The sequence below is a fragment of the Martelella limonii genome (assembly GCF_013344475.1).
GTDB classification, from domain to species: domain Bacteria; phylum Pseudomonadota; class Alphaproteobacteria; order Rhizobiales; family Rhizobiaceae; genus Martelella; species Martelella limonii.
Genome location: NZ_JABUOU010000010.1, coordinates 66,583 through 83,039, shown reverse-complemented (window position 1 = coordinate 83,039; position 16,457 = coordinate 66,583). Strand labels below are relative to the sequence as shown.

Sequence of the window (16,457 nt, the reverse complement as noted above, 5' to 3'; positions counted from 1 at the left end):
CCGGCCGCGGGCGGTCCGTGAACCCCGATGACTATTGCCGGCGGAACAGCGAGCGCTGCACCAGCATGGCGATGATGATGATCGTGCCCTGAATGGCGGCAATCAGATATTCGGATATGAAATTCGACAAGAGCATGATGTTGCCGACGATCTCCAGAATGAAGGCGCCGCAGATCGTGCCCCAGATCCGCCCGACGCCGCCGCGCAGCGCCGTGCCGCCGACGACCACGGCGGTGATCGCCTGAAGCTCCCAGAGAATGCCCGTCGTCGCCGAGGTCGAGCCGAGGCGCGGCACGTAGAACAGCACCGCAACCGCGACGCAGAGCCCCTGGATCAGATAGGTGAGGATCCGGATCTTCTTGACCGAGATGCCGGAATAGCGCGCGACATCCTCGCTGGAGCCGACCGCGAGGACGTGGCGACCGAAGCGGGTGCGATAGAGCACGAAGGCCCCGATCAGCGCGGTGACGATGATCGCGATCACCGGCACGGGAATGCCGAACACCGTTCCGAAATAGGCCGGGCGATAGGCGGTCTGGACGTCGAAATCCCTGAGCGTGATCGCGCCGCCCTGTGACAGCCAGGTCGTGAGCCCCCGAAATATCCCCATGGTCCCGAGCGTGACGATGAAGGGCTCGATGCCGCCCACCGTGGTGATCACGCCGTTCAGAAGACCGCAGGCCATGCCGATCGCGATCGCAAGCAGCATGGCGGCCGCGATCAGCAGATAGGGGTCGGAGATCACCGCCGTGTTGATGAACATGATCATCAGACTGGCAACGAAGGCGACCATCGAGCCGACCGAAAGGTCAAGCCCGCCCGCCGAGATCACGAAGGTCGCGCCGACCGCGATGATGGCGATGAAGGCCGAACGGGTGGCGACATTCATCAGGTTCGTGACCGTCAGGAAGTTCGGATTGGACAGCGCGCCGAGCACCAGCAGAAGCGCCAGCGCCAGAAACGGCGCCATCACGCGCAAGTCGATGCGGCTCATGACACCCGATTTCGTCTCGCTCTCGGCGCTCATGACGCCATCTCCCGCTCGCCGGCCACGCCGGTTGCCAGCACCACGATCTCGTTTTCGTTCATGTGTTCTCCCGTCACCTCGCCGGCGATCTCCCCTGAGCGCATCACCACGATCCGGTCGCAAAGGCCGATCAGCTCGGGCATTTCCGACGACACCACGATGATCGAGCGCCCCTCCCGGGCAAGCTCGGCGATAAACCTGTAGATCTGTTCCTTGTTGCCGATGTCGATGCCGCGCGTCGGCTCGTCGATGATCACGATCTCGGGCTCGAGCAGCATCATCTTGGCGAGCAGCAGCTTCTGCTGGTTGCCGCCGGACAATTCGCCCGCCGCCAGCTCCTTGGAGCCGGTGCGGATGTCGAAATCGCGGATCGCCTTGTCCAGCGCCTCATCCTCGGCCTTGCGGTCCACCTGCAGGTTCTTCGTGAACCGCTCCAGCGATGACAGCGTGAGATTGGTGCGCAGGTCCTTGGTCAGCAGCAGGCCCTTGCCCTTGCGATCCTCTGAGAGGTAGACAATGCCGGCCTTCAGCGCCGCAATCGGCGCGTTGAACGTGACGTCGCGACCATTGAGCGCCACCTTGCCCTTTCCGGGCCGGAGGCCGAGAAGACCCTCCATCAGCTCGGTGCGCCCGGCGCCGATCAGTCCGGCAAAGCCCAGGATTTCGCCCTTCCTGAGGGTAAAGGTGCAATTCCGGGCATAGCCAGGCACGCTGAAATCGCTGACGGAAAGCACTGCCTCGCCGCCGCCGTCATGGGCGCGGTCGGGGTAGAGCTTCGATACATCGCGCCCCACCATCAGCCGCGCCATGTCGGCTGGCTGCAGCGTGTCGCCATCGCGGCTTGCAATGCACTCGCCATCGCGCAGCACCGTCACGGTATCGGCGATCTGCTTGACCTCGTTCAGGCGGTGGGAAATGAACAGCACCGCCACGCCGCGATCGCGAATATTGGTGATGACCTTCAACAGCGCCTCGGTTTCGTGGGGCGTCAGCGAGGCGGTCGGCTCATCGAAGATCACGATACGATGCGGCGTCAGCAGCACGCGGGCGATCTGCACCAGCTGGCGCTTGGCGATCGAAAGGCGCGATACTGGAATATCGGGGGGAATATCGGCGCCGAGTTCCAGAAGCGCCTTGTGCGCCTCGGCATTCATCACCCGGTCATTGACGGCGATGCCCTTCAGCACTTCGCGCCCGAGAAAGATGTTCTGGGCGACGGTCAGGTCGGGTGCGAGCAGGATTTCCTGATGGACCAGCACGATGCCGGCGGCTTCGGCTTCCACCGGATTTTCGAAAACGACCGGTTGCCCATCGAGCTTCAGCGTGCCGGAGGTCGGCTTCAGATTGCCTGCAAGGAGGCGCATCAGCGTGGATTTTCCGGCGCCATTCTCGCCGATCACGGCATGAATCTCTCCAGCCCGCACGGAAAGGTCGATACCGTGCAGGACTTCGATCGGACCAAAGGATTTCCGTACCCCTTCGGTCTGCAAAAGAGGCGCATTGCCGCCCGCCTGCTGTGTCATGCTCCTCCCCAGGACGCCGTTGGTGACGCTCTTTTCAGCCGGCATGTCATCGCCGGTCACTCTTCCGCACCGCGCTCCCGAGCGGTGGATGCTCCAGCCTCTATCGCCGCGCGAGCGAAGCCGAACAATGCATCGCCATGACCCTACCGGCAAAGATGATGTACGTAAAGCATCTTTCGGTGATCGGTGCGAACCTTCGGTGTATCGAAGGCTGGCACAACCTATTCGGGCTTGGGTGGGACATCCTTCGGGAGTGCGGCAGAGGCCTCCTGCTCTGCCTGCCTTTCGGCCGCGATGTGGCTTGCCTCCAGCACCCATTCGCGCCAGATCGCGACGATCAGCGCCATCAGCACGGGGCCGACGAAGAGGCCGATCAGGCCCATGGTCTTGACACCGCCCACAAGGCCGAAAAAGGTCGGCAGGAAGGGCAGCTTGATCGGCCCGCCAACGAGGCGCGGGCGCAGCGTCTTGTCGACGATGAAGAGCTCGATCGTGCCCCAGGCCATCAGCGCGATGCCGTTGATCGGCGTGCCGCGGGCAACGAGATAGGCCGAAATCAGCGTGAAAGTCAGCGGCGCGCCGCCCGGCACCATCGCCATCACCGCGGTCAGCAGACCGAAGGACAGATAGTTCGGGACGCCTGCGAGATAATAGGCAATCCCAAGCACGACACCCTCGCCGACGGCGATCACCGTCATGCCGATAACGGTCGACGAGATGGTTGCCGGCACCACGCGCGAAATCCGGTACCACCGGTCGGGAAACAGCCGCTCGCCGATGACATCGAGCTGGCCGGCGAACTTGTCGCCGTCCTTGTAGAGGAAGAACAGCGCGATCAGCATGAACAGCGCGGCGAGAACGAGCCCGAAGATGCGGCCGCTGACAAAAAGCGCCGTGCGATAGATGCTGCCGATGTTCTCCCCGCTCGCGGCCTGGATGAGCTGGCCGATATCGCCGGGCTTGCCCAGATATTCCTTCCACTTTTCCGTGACCCAGAGACCAATGACCGGCAGGTTGTCGATCCAGTCAGGCACCGGCGCGCCCACACGGTTCGCCTGAGCCGCCCAGGTGATCCAGGCCTCGAGCTCGCGCGACATGTAGATCACGGCGAAGACCACCGGCACGATCAGGAACATCAGGATCAGGACGATCGCAATCGCTGCGGAAAGCTTGCGCCTGTCGCCAAGCCTGCGATTGAGATCCTGATAGACCGGCTGCGAGGCAAAGGCGATGATCAGGGCGGCGAGCACCGGCACCAGGAAGCCGTGGAAGAAATAGACAGCGGCGATCGCAACGCCGAGCAGCAGCCAGCGCGCTGCGGTCACCGACGGGATCAGCGGCGTTCTGGTGGAAGCGCCCGTTCCGATCCAGCTTTGCGTCCTGTGCTGCGGTTTGTGATCCATCGCCTGCTCTCTCCCCGGTCCAGCCGGGCCTTTATCTAGGTGTCCGGCCTATCGTCTTTCAAGGACGATTGAAAGCCTTGCGAGCGCGCTCATCGCCAAAGCCGGCGCAGGTCAGTACCTCGAAGGCTTCCAGGGCTGTCGGACGAAGGGTTTCAGGATCTGGCTGATATGCGGCAGCGGCGAGATTTGCGACATAGTGCTCCGGCAGGCCGTGCTGGCGCGCCCCCGCCAGCACCAGTGCGTGATACCAGTCGAAGGGTAAAAGCGATGGATCGCAGAAAGCGGGCGGCGCCATGTAGGTGCTTGCCGGAACCGGATCCAGAACGCCGAACGGGCGCACCGGACAGTCATCGATCCGGTCATAGCCGCTGCCCTTGCCTTCAAAGGCATCAAGCAGCGGCAGCTCGCGGCGGTCGAGCTTGAACAGCACGCCATAGACCTCGCTGCCCGGCTGGCTGAAGATCGTCGCCTTGCCGGAGCCCTCGCGCCCGATCTTGGAAAAGGCGAGCGCATGGTCTTCCATCACCGCCGGCCCGACAGGGCGTGCCGAAGGGCAGCGGCGGGTGAGCCGCTCCGTCAGCATGTTGGAGCCGAAGGCAAAGTAGAACAGCGTCATCAGCCTTCCAGTTCCTCGCGCAGCATTTCCAGCTCCAGCCATTCCTCTTCCATCGCGACAAGCTTTTCGCGTTCGCGCTCCAGAACCTTGGCAGCCTTGGAAAAGCCGTCCGGATCGCGGGCGAAGAACTGCGGATCGGCCATGCGTTGTTCGAGCTTTCCGATATCGGACTCGATCTTCGCCATTTCCTTCGGCAGGTTCTCAAGCGCGAATTTCTGCTTGAAGGAGAGCTTTCCCCTGGCCTTCTGGGCAACGGGAGCCGCGTTTTCGCGCGCGGCCTGCTTTTCGCGCTTCTCCTGCGCCTTCGCCTCGGCGGCAGCGCCCTTGCGCTGGGCCATCATGTCGGAATAGCCGCCGGCATATTCGAGCCACTCGCCATCGGGCGAAAGAGGGTTTGCCGGCGCGATCGTCGAGGTCACGGTGCGGTCGAGAAAATCACGGTCATGCGAGACCAGAATGACGCTTCCGGCAAAGCCCGCGACAATTTCCTGCAGAAGATCGAGCGTTTCGATATCGAGATCATTGGTCGGCTCGTCGAGGATCAAGAGGTTCGACGGCCGCGCCAGGATGCGGGCGAGCATCAGCCGCGCCCGCTCGCCGCCCGAGAGATTGCGGATCGGAGTACGCGCCTGTTCGGGCTGGAACAGGAAGTCCTTCATGTAGCCGGTGACATGGCGCTGTTCGCCATTGACCAGCAGCGTATCGCCGCGTCCGTCAGTCAGATAATGCGCGAGCGTATCCTCCGGGTCGAGGTCCTCGCGCTTCTGGTCGATCACCGCGATCTCGAGATTGACGCCGAGGCGGACGAAGCCAGAATCGGGCGCAAGCTCGCCGGTGAGCATTTTCAAAAGCGTGGTCTTTCCCGCGCCATTGGGGCCGACGAGACCGATGCGGTCGCCGCGCGACACCCTCAGCGAAAACGGCTTGACGATGTCGCGGCTGCCGAAGGTCTTGGTGATGCCTTCCGCCTCGATCACCAGCTTGCCGCTTTCGCGCACCTCGCTCACGGTGGCGTTGACCGTTCCCTGGGGGCCCCGATGATCGCGGTGACGGGCGCGCATGTCGTGCAGCTCGCCAAGGCGGCGCATGTTGCGCTTGCGCCTTGCCGTGACGCCGTAGCGCAGCCAGTGCTCCTCGCGCACGATGGCGCGCGACAGCTTGTGCTGCTCTGCCTCTTCCTCTTCCAGCACCTTGTCGCGCCATTCCTCGAAATGGGCAAAGCCGCGATCCATGCGCCGCGCATTGCCCCTGTCGAGCCAGACGGTGGCGGTCGAGACGTTTTCGAGAAAGCGCCGGTCATGCGAGATCAGCACCATGGCCGAGCGCGTGCCCGCAAGCTCTTCTTCCAGCCATTCGATGGTGGTGAGGTCGAGATGGTTGGTCGGCTCGTCAAGCAGCAGGATATCGGGCTCGGGCGCGAGCACACGGGCAAGCGCCGCCCGGCGCGCCTCGCCGCCCGACAGCGTCTTCGGATCGGCGGACGGCGAAACGCCCAGATGTTCCATCATGTAATCGGCGCGGTAATGCTCGTCACCGGGAGCAAGGCCGGCGACGACATAGGCTTCGACCGTGTCATAGCCTGCAAAATCGGGCGCCTGCTCGAGATAGCGGATGGTGGCGGATGGCTGGCGGAAGATTTCGCCGGACTGCGCCTCGACCAGGCCCGCGGCAATCTTCAACATTGTCGATTTGCCAGAACCGTTGCGCCCGACAAGGCAGATGCGGTCACCCGGCTCCACCTGCAGTCCGGCACCGGACAGAAGCGGCGTTCCGCCGAAGCTCAGATGGATATCGTCGAGTTTCAAAATCGGGGGCATGCGCCTCACACTCCAGAAAAATCATGCGGCCGGAGAATGATGATCCCGACACCGTTTTTCAAGGCGAAGCGCACCGGCCCGCCCCTCGCCTTGTTGGAAACGGCACGCGCCACGCCGAAGGGCAGTGCGAAATCGTCGAGCGGATAGACGGCATTGTCGATCGACAGGCCTTCGAGCGCGGAAAAGCCGAGCACGGAAAACAATGCTCCCTCCGGCATGTCGACCGTGATCTCGCCGGCAAGCAGCGGATAGGCCTCTTCCTCGCCGGATGTCAGGATGATCTCGGTCCCCTCCCCGGCCAGGCGGACCGCCAGCAGCATGTTCATCAGACCGTGATCGGTGCGCGCGCCCTGCAGCGCGCCTGCCATCACGATGCGCCGCGCGCCGCGATCGATCGCCTCTTCGACGGCCAGCGCGCCATCGGTCAGATTCTTGGCCGGCGGAAAGTTCCTGCGCTCGATCTTCGGATAGCGCCCGATCAGGTCGCTTTCCGAGGAATCGAAATCACCCACCCAGACTTCCGGCGTCACGGAAAGCGCGGCGGCATGGCGCATGCCGCCATCGGCAGCGATCACGCGGCTTTCAGCCACCAGCGCACGCACGCGCGCGTCAACGGCAAGCGCGCCGCCCAGCAATATCGTGAAGGACCTGTTCATCGCCTACGCATTAAAGCGGATCGCCCTCAATTGAAAGGGCGATCGCGGCGGCGGCGGGGGACGAAACGGTCAAAGGGCAAGGCAGTACCGGTCAGACGGCCCTGGGAGCCTTGGGGGCGTTGACCACCGGCTCGGCATCCTCGCCGCCGGCATGGTTGCGGGCATAATCCTCCAGCCCGTCGACGAAGCGGTGATACAAAACGGAGAACTGAGCGAGGTCATCCGCGGACCAGTGCGCCGTCACGCTTTCGAGCAATTGCCGCTTGACGGCATGTACCTCGTTGAGCAGGACCTGACCTTTGGGCGTGATCACCAGGATCGAGCGGCGGGCATCATTCTGGCAGACCCGCCGTTCCAGCACATCCTGGGAAACGAGTTCTGCCACGATCCGGCTCGCGCGCGAAGGATCGATGCGCATGCCCTCCGCGACCGACCCGATCGTCGCACGGTCGACCTGGCCTGCGCGAAAGACCACATCAAGCACGTCGAGATGGGTGATTTCGAGCGCGGGCGCGACATTGGCGATGGCGATCCGGCCGATGATCCGGCGCCGCATCATCAGCCTGTGCTGGGTGATCGCATCGGACAGCAGCGCCATGGAATCGTCATGGGTGTCGGGCATTTCGGGGCTTTGCTCGGTCATGCTTCCTGTCTATCAGATGATGGGGAAATTGGGAATATGCATTATGCATATTCATGCTGTTGACAACTATTTGCTATCAGCACATAAATCGGCTTCATTTTCAGCCGAGGCCGCGCTTTCATGCAGGAACACATCCCCTTCGTTTCACTGGTCGAAAGCCCGAAGAGACGCATCGCGGCCTTTCTCTTCCTGCTGCTGTCCATGTTCCTGGCAACGCTCGACAACCAGATCGTCTCGACCGCCCTGCCGACGATCGTCGGCGAGTTCGGAGCCATCGAACGGTTTGGCTGGGTCGCCTCGGCCTATCTGCTCGCGTCATGCGCGGTGATGCCGATCTATGGCAAGCTTGGCGACCTTATCGGGCGGAAATATGTGCTGATGGCCGCCATCGTGCTTTTCCTGATCGGCTCCCTGACATGTGGCCTTGCCGTCTCGATGAACACGCTGATCGCGGCACGCGCGCTGCAGGGCCTTGGCGGCGGCGGGCTGATGGTATCGATCTTCTCGCTCAACGCCGATCTCTTCGAGGCCCGCGAGCGCGCGAAATACCAGAGCTATGCAAGCCTCGTCCTGATGACCTCCGGCGCGCTTGGCCCGATCCTCGGCGGCACGATGACCGCCGCCTTCGGCTGGCGCTCGATCTTTCTCGTCAACCTGCCGGTCGGCCTCATTGTGCTTGCCGGGCTCTACATTCTCATACCCAACCGCCGGACGGGCCGCACGCCACGGATCGACTATGCCGGCGCCGTCCTGCTTGCGCTCGCCGTCACGGGTCTCGTGCTCTGGTGCGATTCCGGCGAACTGTTCGGCTCCATGGTTGCCCCCTTGAGCCTGGCGCTGCTTGGCACATCCGCCGTGCTTGTCTTCCTGTTCGTGCTGGTCGAGCGGCGCGCGCCGGAGCCGATCATCCCGCTTTCCCTGTTTGCCAATCCGACGGTGGTGCTGCTTCTGATCTTTTCGGCGGCAAGCGGCAGCGTCGCGATCGGCATGGTCAACTATTTCGCGCTGTTCCTGCAGTCCGTTCACACGCTCTCGCCAACCACGGCGGGCCTGTTCTTCATACCCATTACCGGCGGCCTCGTTCTCGGCGCGCTTGTGAGCGGACGGCTGATGTCTGCGACGGGCCGCTATCGGCCCTTCGCCATATGGGGCCTGACGCTCTCTGCCCTGGCACTTGCAACACTGTCGCTGTTCTCGTCCTCCATGCCGCTTGCGCTCATCGCCGTGATCATGGCTTTTCATGGCATCGGCATCGGTTTCGGCCAGCAGGTTCCGGTTCTGGGCGTTCAAAATGCCGCGCGCGGCGGCGATGTCGGCGCTGCGACCGGAACGGTGACGCTGTCGCGCATGGTCGGCGCCTCCGCCAGCATCTCTGTCTATGGCGCAATCCTTGCGCACGGCATCGCGCGCTTTCAGGCGATACCGGGCGTGGGCGATCTGACAGGACTTTCCCCGGCAGCGATCGCAGGACTTAAAGAGCCCGCACGATCGGCTGCCGTCGCCGGCTATGCAGACGCCTTCACCATGCTCTTCGGGTTCGCGACGGCCATCTGTCTGATCGGCATCATCGCCGCATTCGCGCTGAGGCCTGCCGTCCTCGGCACAGCCGCAGAAAAGCCGAAAGGCTCTTCAGCTTGACCGCTTGACGGCCGTACCGGGCGGCGGCGTGATCGCGGGCGGCATCACCGCCTTGCCCCGTGCCGCGCGGGAGAGGGAATTGCGCGCGGCGAGATACTGGAGGACGAGGCCCGCAAGCAACAGCAGCGTATCCTGCAAAAGCGTGGTACCGACCATTTCCCGGAAGATCTGCAGCGCGAAGGCGATCAGCGAGCCGGTCACGAAGGTCGTAAGGCTCGCGCGGCCCATGACATTGATCGGCTCGAACACCGGCCGGCCCAGAAATGTCCGCAGGCCCGGCAGATAGATCAGGATATAGGCGAGCGCCAGAATATGCGCGATACGCGGCAGGCTCAGACGCTCCTTGCCTGTGTCGGCGATGAACTGCGGCATGAAATCGGGGAAAGGAAAATTGTAGTTTCCGCTCAGCCGCCAGTAGAGGGCGAAGACCACAAAGGCGACCGCCGCCGCATAAAGCACCGGATGAAACGGAACAAAGGCCTTGCCGCGGCGATGGCAAATGCCGACCGCGAGCCCGATCGCAAACAGAAGCTGCCAGCAGAAAGGGTTGAAATACCATGCCCAGTCGGCCGGATAGGCCGGGATCTGGTAGCCGAGATAGCGCGTGAAAAGCCAGATCGCGGCCGAGACCGCCAGCATCAGCGACAGGCTGCGCATGCCGAGATAAAGCAGGCCCGGCAACACCAGGAACAGCACGATGTAGAGCGGCAGAATATTGAAATAGCTGATCTGGTAGCTGAGCAGGGCAGAGCCGGTAATCGTCGAGAACGGCGCCTTCCAGAGCCAGGCAAGCCCGCTTTCCTCCGCAAATGCCTCCATGCCGAATGCCACCAGCAGTGGCGTAGCAAGCGCGAGGACGACGAGCGTGGTGAACATATGGGCGCCGTAAATGGTGCCGGCCCTGCGCCAGATCCGCACTGCGGTCTCCATCATCGAGCCCGCAACGAACCGCCCGCTATAGGCAAGACCCGCCGAAATGCCCGAGATCAGAACGAAGGCTTCCGCCGCATCGGCAAAGCCGTACATCCGCATCGTGTAGTAGGAATAAAGGTTTTCCGGCACATGGTCGATGAAGATGATGATCAGCGCCAGACCGCGCAGGACATCGATGCGCGGATCGCGCTTGCTCTTCACCGGAGCCGGCGCCACGCCGGCATTGGACTTCATCGCACTCAACTATCTTATCCCTAAAACGCCGAATAAGCGGTTTCCGCCGCGTCCTTCTGCTCTCCGACCAGATAGGCATCGCGGTCGATCGCAGGCTTTTCCTGCCAACGCGCGAGGACGGCATCGCGTTCCAGCATGATCGGCGGACGCTTCTGTTCTTCGGGCGTCCGGAAAAGTCCGATCGCAAAGGCGATGCGCCCGCTCTTCGGCGAGGAGCTCGCGGCAATCAGAAACGGCGACAGGATCTGCGGCACGGCGATCGGCGTCAGCCACCAGAACAAGTCCGGCGCCAGCGTCCATGCGCCTACCATCATGATGATGCCGGTCAGCACGATCCACCAGCTTGCGGCAAAGGCCTGGCCATAGCGGAGCGACTGGCCTTCGCGATCCGAAGACGGCCAGCCGCCATCCATGCCGAAAATCACCTGCAGCACGGAGCGGCTCTGGTACATGAGCGTGATCGGCGCGAGCAGCGACGACCAGATGATTTCCGCAAGCGTCGAGAACAACACCCGGAAGAAGCCGCCAAACCTGCGCGCTTCGCCGGTTACGCCGGAGCGGAGCGCAATCAGCAACTTCGGGCCGATCAGAAGACCGCCGACGCCGACCAGCAGCGTCACGGCAAGCGCCGTCTGCGCGCGCGGGAAGATCGCCGGCAGATAGGGGCTCGGGAAATAGTCGATCGCCGGCGCAAACAGGGGCGCCACGATAGAGGCGGCGATAAAAGCCATCCACAGCGGCGAACTCAGATAGGCCATCACGCCCTGGAAAAAGGTGAACCGGTTCCAGCCATGCAGACCCGGCGCGGTCAGCAGCCGGATATGCTGGAGATTGCCCTGGCACCAGCGCCGGTCGCGCTTGGCATAGTCGATGGCGTTCTGCGGGCCTTCCTCATAGGACCCCTCAAGGTCGGCATCGACGCGCACGATCCAGCCCTGACGGGTCAGAAGGGCAGCCTCGACATAGTCATGGCTGAGAATATGGCCGCCGAACGGCGGGGCGCCGGTCAGCGCGGGCAGGCCGCAGCTTTCGGCGAATGCAACGGTGCGCACCATCGCATTGTGGCCCCAGAACGGCCCCTCATTGCCCTGCATCCGCGCCAAACCGCGGGTAAAGATCGGCGAAAACAGACTTGCGGAAAACTGCAGCGCCCGCGCAAACCAGGTTTTCGATGCAATGATCTTCGGCAGCGTCTGCAACAGGCCGAGCCGCGGCTCGGCTTCCATGCGCCGCAGCATTTCAACGATGGTCTCGCCTTCCATCAGGCTGTCGGCATCGAGGATCAGCATATAGGTATATTTTGCGCCGTGGCGGCGCACGAAATCGCCGATATTGCCCGCCTTTTTACCGGTATTGTCGCTGCGGCGGCGATAGAAGGCGCCGATGCCCTGCGGCATTTCGGCGTGGAGCCCGAGGAACCACTGCTCCTCATCGGCAATCACCTCCGGATCCCGGCTGTCGGAGAGGATGGCGATATCGAAAAGCCCGGCATGGGGCGTTTTTGCCAGCGAGTGCGCCATCGCGGCCGCCGAAGAAAAGGTTGCCCGCGGATCTTCGTTGTAGACCGGGATGAGGATCGCGGTGCGCGCCGCCTGGCCGCTTTCGGAAAGCGAAGCGCGCGGCGGCGTCTTCATCCGCCGGCCGATCAAGCCGCCAATGCCGAGCGCAGCACCCCACGCGATCCATGCCGCTGTCGATGCGCACAGGAAAATCCGGACGAAATCCACCCAGTCCGTGCCGTCGGCAAAGAAAACGTCCATCGCAAGGCGCGAGGCCGCGATGGCAACGATGGCTGCGAATACGACTGAGAATATGCGCCTGAAGGCCAGCATTGGTGATCCTTAAAACCGCAAAACCGCACCTTTGGGGTCGCGGTTGGCAGAGAATACCGGATTTCTACCCTTTAAACGTGGAAAGCGGGGCTGCCCTGGGAGGAACACAGCCCCGCTCGCATGTCTTGCCGCTCATTGCGGGCCTCTGACGGCCCGCAATTGTCCTAAAGCCGTGCCGAGCGCGGACGCTGCCAAAGCATGACCGGCGACAGGATCGTCGCGATCACGCCCTGATGGCGCGGACGCTCGAGCAACTGCTCGGGCATGGGGAGCGGCGCTGAAGCCGGGAGAAACCGGCTGAATTCAGTCTTATGGTCTGACCCATTAATCTGGTTGGTCATCGCCTTGTCTCCACTGATATAACCATACTTCACTCACATCGCGGCTTCCGTCTGTCAGAGCCGCTACAATTTCCACCGGTGCATCCCCGGCGGGCTTCACGTCTATCGCCAGCCGCCAGACACCCTGGCCCCTGACAGAAGACACCGTTGAATGCACGATCTCTCCATTGGTAATGTGCAGGCGCTCCTGAAGTTCCGAACCGGGTGCCATGTCATCGAGCGGCCCGCCTGCAAAATCGACAACGAGCTTGCGCACGTTATCGTCCTTGTTGGCGACGCCGGAAACACCGCCCTCGCCGCTTCGAATATCGATCACGCGGGCGAGACGCCCCTGATCCTCTTCGATCGTACCCCAGGTCAGCCGGTATCCGAATTCGGCGGAACCGCCCTTCCTGGCGGGGCTTTCGGGCTGCCAGAAGCAAACGATGTTGTCGTTGACTTCCTTGTCCGTCGGGATTTCGACCAGAGAGATCGTTCCCTTGCCCCAATTTCCGACCGGCTCCACCAGGAGTGACGGGCGGCGTTCGTAATGGGCCTCGGCATCCTGGTAATCCGCAAATTCGCGGTGGCGCTGGTAGAGACCGAACGCGCGCGGATTGGTTTCGCCGAAGAAGGAATTGGCGAGCGACTTTGCATTCTGCAGGTTACGCCACAACTCCGTCCCGTCGGCCCGGACAATCTTGAGACCTTCACTGTCATGCACCCGTTCGCGGTAATCATCAAAGGCATGATGATTGGCCGGCCCGAACAGGAACATCGATGTCATGGGAGCAACGCCCAGACGCTCGATATCGTTCCGGAAAAAGAGTCGCGCCGTCACATCCATGCGGGTGTTCTTGCCCGGCGTGATCACGAAACGATAGGCGCCGGTCACGCTCGGACCGTCGAGCGCGGCGAACACCGTGATCTTGTCGTTCTCAGACGCGGGCCGCATGATGTAGAACGCCGAAAAGCGCGGAAATTCCTCGCCCTGGCTCGTCGCGGTGTTGACCGCAAGGCCCCGCGCCGAAAGCCCGTAAAGATTGCCCTGGCCGAGCGCACGGAAATAGGACGAGCCGAGGAACGAGATCAGCTCATCGGAGACTTCCGGCCGGTTGAGCGGATAGTTGATCCTGAAGCCTGCCACGCCCGGCAGCTTGACGCCATGGAACTGGTCGACATTCAGCGGCTCGCGATAGATGAAGTCATCGCCGGTGAAGACGAGCTTCTCGGCTTCGCCATCGGCAACCTCGTAGATGTCGACCGGCGTCTTGAACAGCCAGCCGAGCGCAAAGGCCTGCAGCTGGAAATCCGACTGATCACGCCAGATCGCCTTGTTGGGATCGTAGCGGATCGCGCGGTAGTCATCATATTGCAGGTCATTGAAAGGTGCTGGAACCTCCTGGGAAGGTTCCTCATAGGGCTGTGATGCCGCGGCCTTCATCTGCTCCGTAAGCTTGTCGAAATTGAAGGCGTCAGGAGGCGGACCACCGGCATCGACGGTGGCGTTCGCCTCAGGCATCTTTCCTGGTTCGACAGCCTGCTGCGCAAGCGCCGTGCCGGCAACACCGGACAATGCAAGTGCGCCAACCGCTGTCTGGGCCAGAAAGGTTCGTCTCTTCATGCGAATTTCCCGTCAGGTTCAAATGGCTAGATAATCAGAAATGGTGCAGGGCAACAGGGCTATCCCCTTAAGGTGCCGAAAGGGCAAATACAACAATGCTATGCTGGCGATGCTAAAGCTGCCGCGAACGACTCCCAAACGAGGAAAACCGCTTCCGGTTCCAACAAAAAAAAGGAAATTTTAAGGTCGAGAGAACAAAGGCTCCGGGAATCCGGCATTGATTTTCACTCACCAAAAAGGGGCCGGCATGCAGAGTTGCATCCCAGCCCCTGCCAGCAAAGCCATTCAGCCAAAAAATGGCGAAATAAAGGCAAGCTGCCACCTTCGCGCCGCAATATTTTCACATCTGCAAAAAGCGTCGCGTGCACCCCTCGGTCAGGCTGCCTTGACGATCTCGACCAGCTCCACGGCGAAGTTCAGGTCCTGTCCTGCCAGCGGATGATTGGCGTCCACCGTGACTTCCTGCTCTTCGACCTTGGTCACGATCAGCGGCACGGTCTGGCCATCGGGCGTGCGGGCCTGAAGCTGCATTCCGGGCGCAACCTCGATCTCCTGCGGCATCGCCGAACGCGGCACGACCTGAACCTTCTGCGGATCATGCGGACCGTATGCCTCGGTCGAGACGACCTTGACGTCGCGGCTGTCGCCGACATTCATGCCTGCGATCTCGCGGTCGAGGCCGGGAATGATCTGGCCGGCGCCCACGGTAAATTCAAGCGGCTGGCGGCCTTCCGAACTGTCGAAGGTGGAACCGTCATTGAGGGTTCCGGTATAATGAATACGAACGAGATCGCCTGTTTTGGCTTCAGTCATTTCGTGTGCTCCTTCCTTTGTACACTGCACGCGGACGCCTTGCGACCACGCCGTTTCCGGTTTCCAGAGCGCTTTCGCCCCCTGAAGGATGAGCCGACACGCTTATCTTTGCATGACGACGATGTTGCATCCGGCGCGCCGGACGCGCCCTTTACCTAATGTCTCCGGGCCATTTTTTCAAATCGGGCGCCTCTTGCAATGGCATGGGCGCCGCGATAGGTGTGGATCAGCTCTAACGGGGTGCGATTGTCGCTGAGAGGCCTGAGGCCAACCCGAGGAACCTGATCCGGCTAGCACCGGCGGAGGGATTAGACGCGCCAGACGCCCTTTTCCCATTCTGTTATCGAATAAAAAGGAGGCGTCATCATGACCCGCACAGCTTTTGCCATTGCAGCCCTTGCAACGCTCGCTGCCCTGCCGGCCGCTGCAGCCGAGGAAAAGGTGCTGACCGTCTATACCTATGAAAGCTTCGATGCCGAATGGGGGCCGGGCCCTCTGGTCAAGACGGCATTCGAAGCCGAGTGCGGCTGCACCCTCAAATTCGTGAGCGTTGCCGACGGCGTTGCGCTCCTCAACCGCTTGAAGCTCGAAGGCAAGTCGAGCCCCGCCGATATCGTTCTCGGCCTCGACAACAACCTCATCCACGAGGCGAAGGAAACCGGATTTTTCGCAAAGTCCGGCGTTGCAACAGAGGCCGCCGCAATCCCCGGCGGTTTCGCAGATGATGTGTTCGTGCCCTTCGACTATGGCTATTTCGATATCGTCTACGACACAAAGAGCATCTCGAACACGCCCTCGACGCTGGACGAGCTGATCGATGGTCCGGCCGACCAGAAGCTGGTGATCGAGGATCCGCGCACATCGACGCCGGGGCTCGGCATGCTGCTGTGGATGAAGGCCGTCTATGGCGATGATGCCGCCGCACAATGGGAAAAACTGTCCGACCGGATCCTGACCGTCGCTCCCGGCTGGTCGGAGGCCTATGGCCTGTTCACCAGCGGCGAGGCGCCGATGGTGCTTTCCTACACCACCTCGCCGGCCTATCACGAGATCGAGGAAAACAGCGACCGCTACAAGGCGATCGATTTCAAGGACGGGCTCTATATCCAGATCGAGGTTGCCGCGATGACGGCGATGGCCGACGATCCGGAGCTTGCGCGCTCCTTTCTCGAATTCATCCTGACGCCAGGCTTTCAGGATGCGATCCCGACCCATAACTGGATGATGCCGGTCGCCCCGACCACCGATCCGCTGCCCGCAGCCTTCGAAAATGCGGTGAAGCCCGAAAAGACGCTTCAGTTTTCGCCGGAGACGATTGCCGAGAACCGTCAGATCTGGATCGATGAATGGCTGAACGCGATGAGCGCCCGTTGAAGAT

The 16,457-nt window shown here is 62.1% G+C and carries 14 protein-coding genes and 1 riboswitch; of the genes, 2 read left to right on the top strand and 12 right to left on the bottom strand.

What is annotated here, in order from left to right; all coding sequences use genetic code 11:
• Nucleotides 1-31: 31 nt before the first annotated feature.
• The 7 genes from HPQ62_RS17900 to HPQ62_RS17870 all read right to left on the bottom strand — a co-directional run bounded on the left by HPQ62_RS17900 (nt 32) and on the right by HPQ62_RS17870 (nt 7,685).
• Entirely contained in the window at nt 32-1,027 is a 996-nt protein-coding gene (locus HPQ62_RS17900; RefSeq protein ID WP_174803953.1) for an ABC transporter permease, read from the bottom strand.
• Nucleotides 1,024-2,550 (bottom strand): sugar ABC transporter ATP-binding protein, encoded by a 1,527-nt coding sequence (locus HPQ62_RS17895; protein ID WP_174803952.1) that lies wholly within the window; start codon nt 2,548-2,550, stop codon nt 1,024-1,026. Before HPQ62_RS17895 ends, HPQ62_RS17900 begins: the two co-directional genes overlap by 4 nt.
• Nucleotides 2,551-2,771: 221 nt before the next feature.
• Nucleotides 2,772-3,953: an AI-2E family transporter gene (locus HPQ62_RS17890; RefSeq protein WP_174803951.1), complete on the bottom strand. Its 1,182-nt coding sequence runs from the start codon at nt 3,951-3,953 to the stop codon at nt 2,772-2,774.
• A 58-nt stretch (nt 3,954-4,011) separates the two neighbouring features.
• On the bottom strand, nt 4,012-4,569 hold the full coding sequence (locus HPQ62_RS17885) for a gamma-glutamylcyclotransferase family protein (protein ID WP_174803950.1): 558 nt from the start codon (nt 4,567-4,569) through the stop codon (nt 4,012-4,014).
• Nucleotides 4,569-6,386: an ABC-F family ATP-binding cassette domain-containing protein gene (locus HPQ62_RS17880; RefSeq protein ID WP_174803949.1), complete on the bottom strand. Its 1,818-nt coding sequence runs from the start codon at nt 6,384-6,386 to the stop codon at nt 4,569-4,571. Before HPQ62_RS17880 ends, HPQ62_RS17885 begins: the two co-directional genes overlap by 1 nt.
• Before the next feature lie 5 nt (nt 6,387-6,391).
• On the bottom strand, nt 6,392-7,042 hold the full coding sequence (locus tag HPQ62_RS17875) for a thiamine diphosphokinase (RefSeq protein WP_174803948.1): 651 nt from the start codon (nt 7,040-7,042) through the stop codon (nt 6,392-6,394).
• A 91-nt stretch (nt 7,043-7,133) separates the two neighbouring features.
• Complete coding sequence (locus HPQ62_RS17870; protein WP_174803947.1) at nt 7,134-7,685, bottom strand: MarR family winged helix-turn-helix transcriptional regulator; 552 nt, start codon at nt 7,683-7,685, stop codon at nt 7,134-7,136.
• Nucleotides 7,686-7,805: 120 nt separating this feature from the next.
• Here HPQ62_RS17870 and HPQ62_RS17865 point away from each other — a divergent pair, with 120 nt between their 5' ends.
• A complete protein-coding gene (locus tag HPQ62_RS17865) occupies nt 7,806-9,323 on the top strand; it encodes an MFS transporter (protein ID WP_174803946.1) in 1,518 nt (505 codons plus the stop codon).
• On the opposite strand, the gene HPQ62_RS17860 is transcribed toward HPQ62_RS17865, so the two are convergent.
• From HPQ62_RS17860 to HPQ62_RS17840, 5 genes are all read right to left on the bottom strand, one after another.
• Nucleotides 9,315-10,490 carry an OpgC family protein gene (locus HPQ62_RS17860; protein ID WP_244629766.1) on the bottom strand — a complete coding sequence of 392 codons (1,176 nt, stop codon included), beginning with the start codon at nt 10,488-10,490 and terminating at the stop codon, nt 9,315-9,317. The genes HPQ62_RS17865 and HPQ62_RS17860 overlap by 9 nt on opposite strands.
• A 20-nt stretch (nt 10,491-10,510) precedes the next feature.
• Nucleotides 10,511-12,322 (bottom strand): glucans biosynthesis glucosyltransferase MdoH, encoded by a 1,812-nt coding sequence (mdoH, locus tag HPQ62_RS17855; protein ID WP_174803944.1) that lies wholly within the window; start codon nt 12,320-12,322, stop codon nt 10,511-10,513.
• Nucleotides 12,323-12,486: 164 nt separating this feature from the next.
• On the bottom strand, nt 12,487-12,663 hold the full coding sequence (locus tag HPQ62_RS17850; RefSeq protein WP_174803943.1) for a hypothetical protein: 177 nt from the start codon (nt 12,661-12,663) through the stop codon (nt 12,487-12,489).
• Complete coding sequence (locus tag HPQ62_RS17845; protein WP_174803942.1) at nt 12,647-14,266, bottom strand: OpgD/OpgG family glucan biosynthesis protein; 1,620 nt, start codon at nt 14,264-14,266, stop codon at nt 12,647-12,649. The genes HPQ62_RS17850 and HPQ62_RS17845 overlap by 17 nt, the downstream gene beginning before the upstream one ends.
• 375 nt (nt 14,267-14,641) lie before the next feature.
• On the bottom strand, nt 14,642-15,079 hold the full coding sequence (locus HPQ62_RS17840) for an FKBP-type peptidyl-prolyl cis-trans isomerase (RefSeq protein ID WP_174803941.1): 438 nt from the start codon (nt 15,077-15,079) through the stop codon (nt 14,642-14,644).
• 226 nt (nt 15,080-15,305) lie between these two features.
• A riboswitch (TPP riboswitch) is annotated at nt 15,306-15,404 on the top strand.
• A gap of 41 nt (nt 15,405-15,445) precedes the next feature.
• Between HPQ62_RS17840 and thiB the strand changes: the two genes are divergently transcribed.
• Nucleotides 15,446-16,453 (top strand): thiamine ABC transporter substrate binding subunit, encoded by a 1,008-nt coding sequence (gene thiB / locus HPQ62_RS17835; RefSeq protein WP_174803940.1) that lies wholly within the window; start codon nt 15,446-15,448, stop codon nt 16,451-16,453.
• Nucleotides 16,454-16,457: the final 4 nt, after the last annotated feature.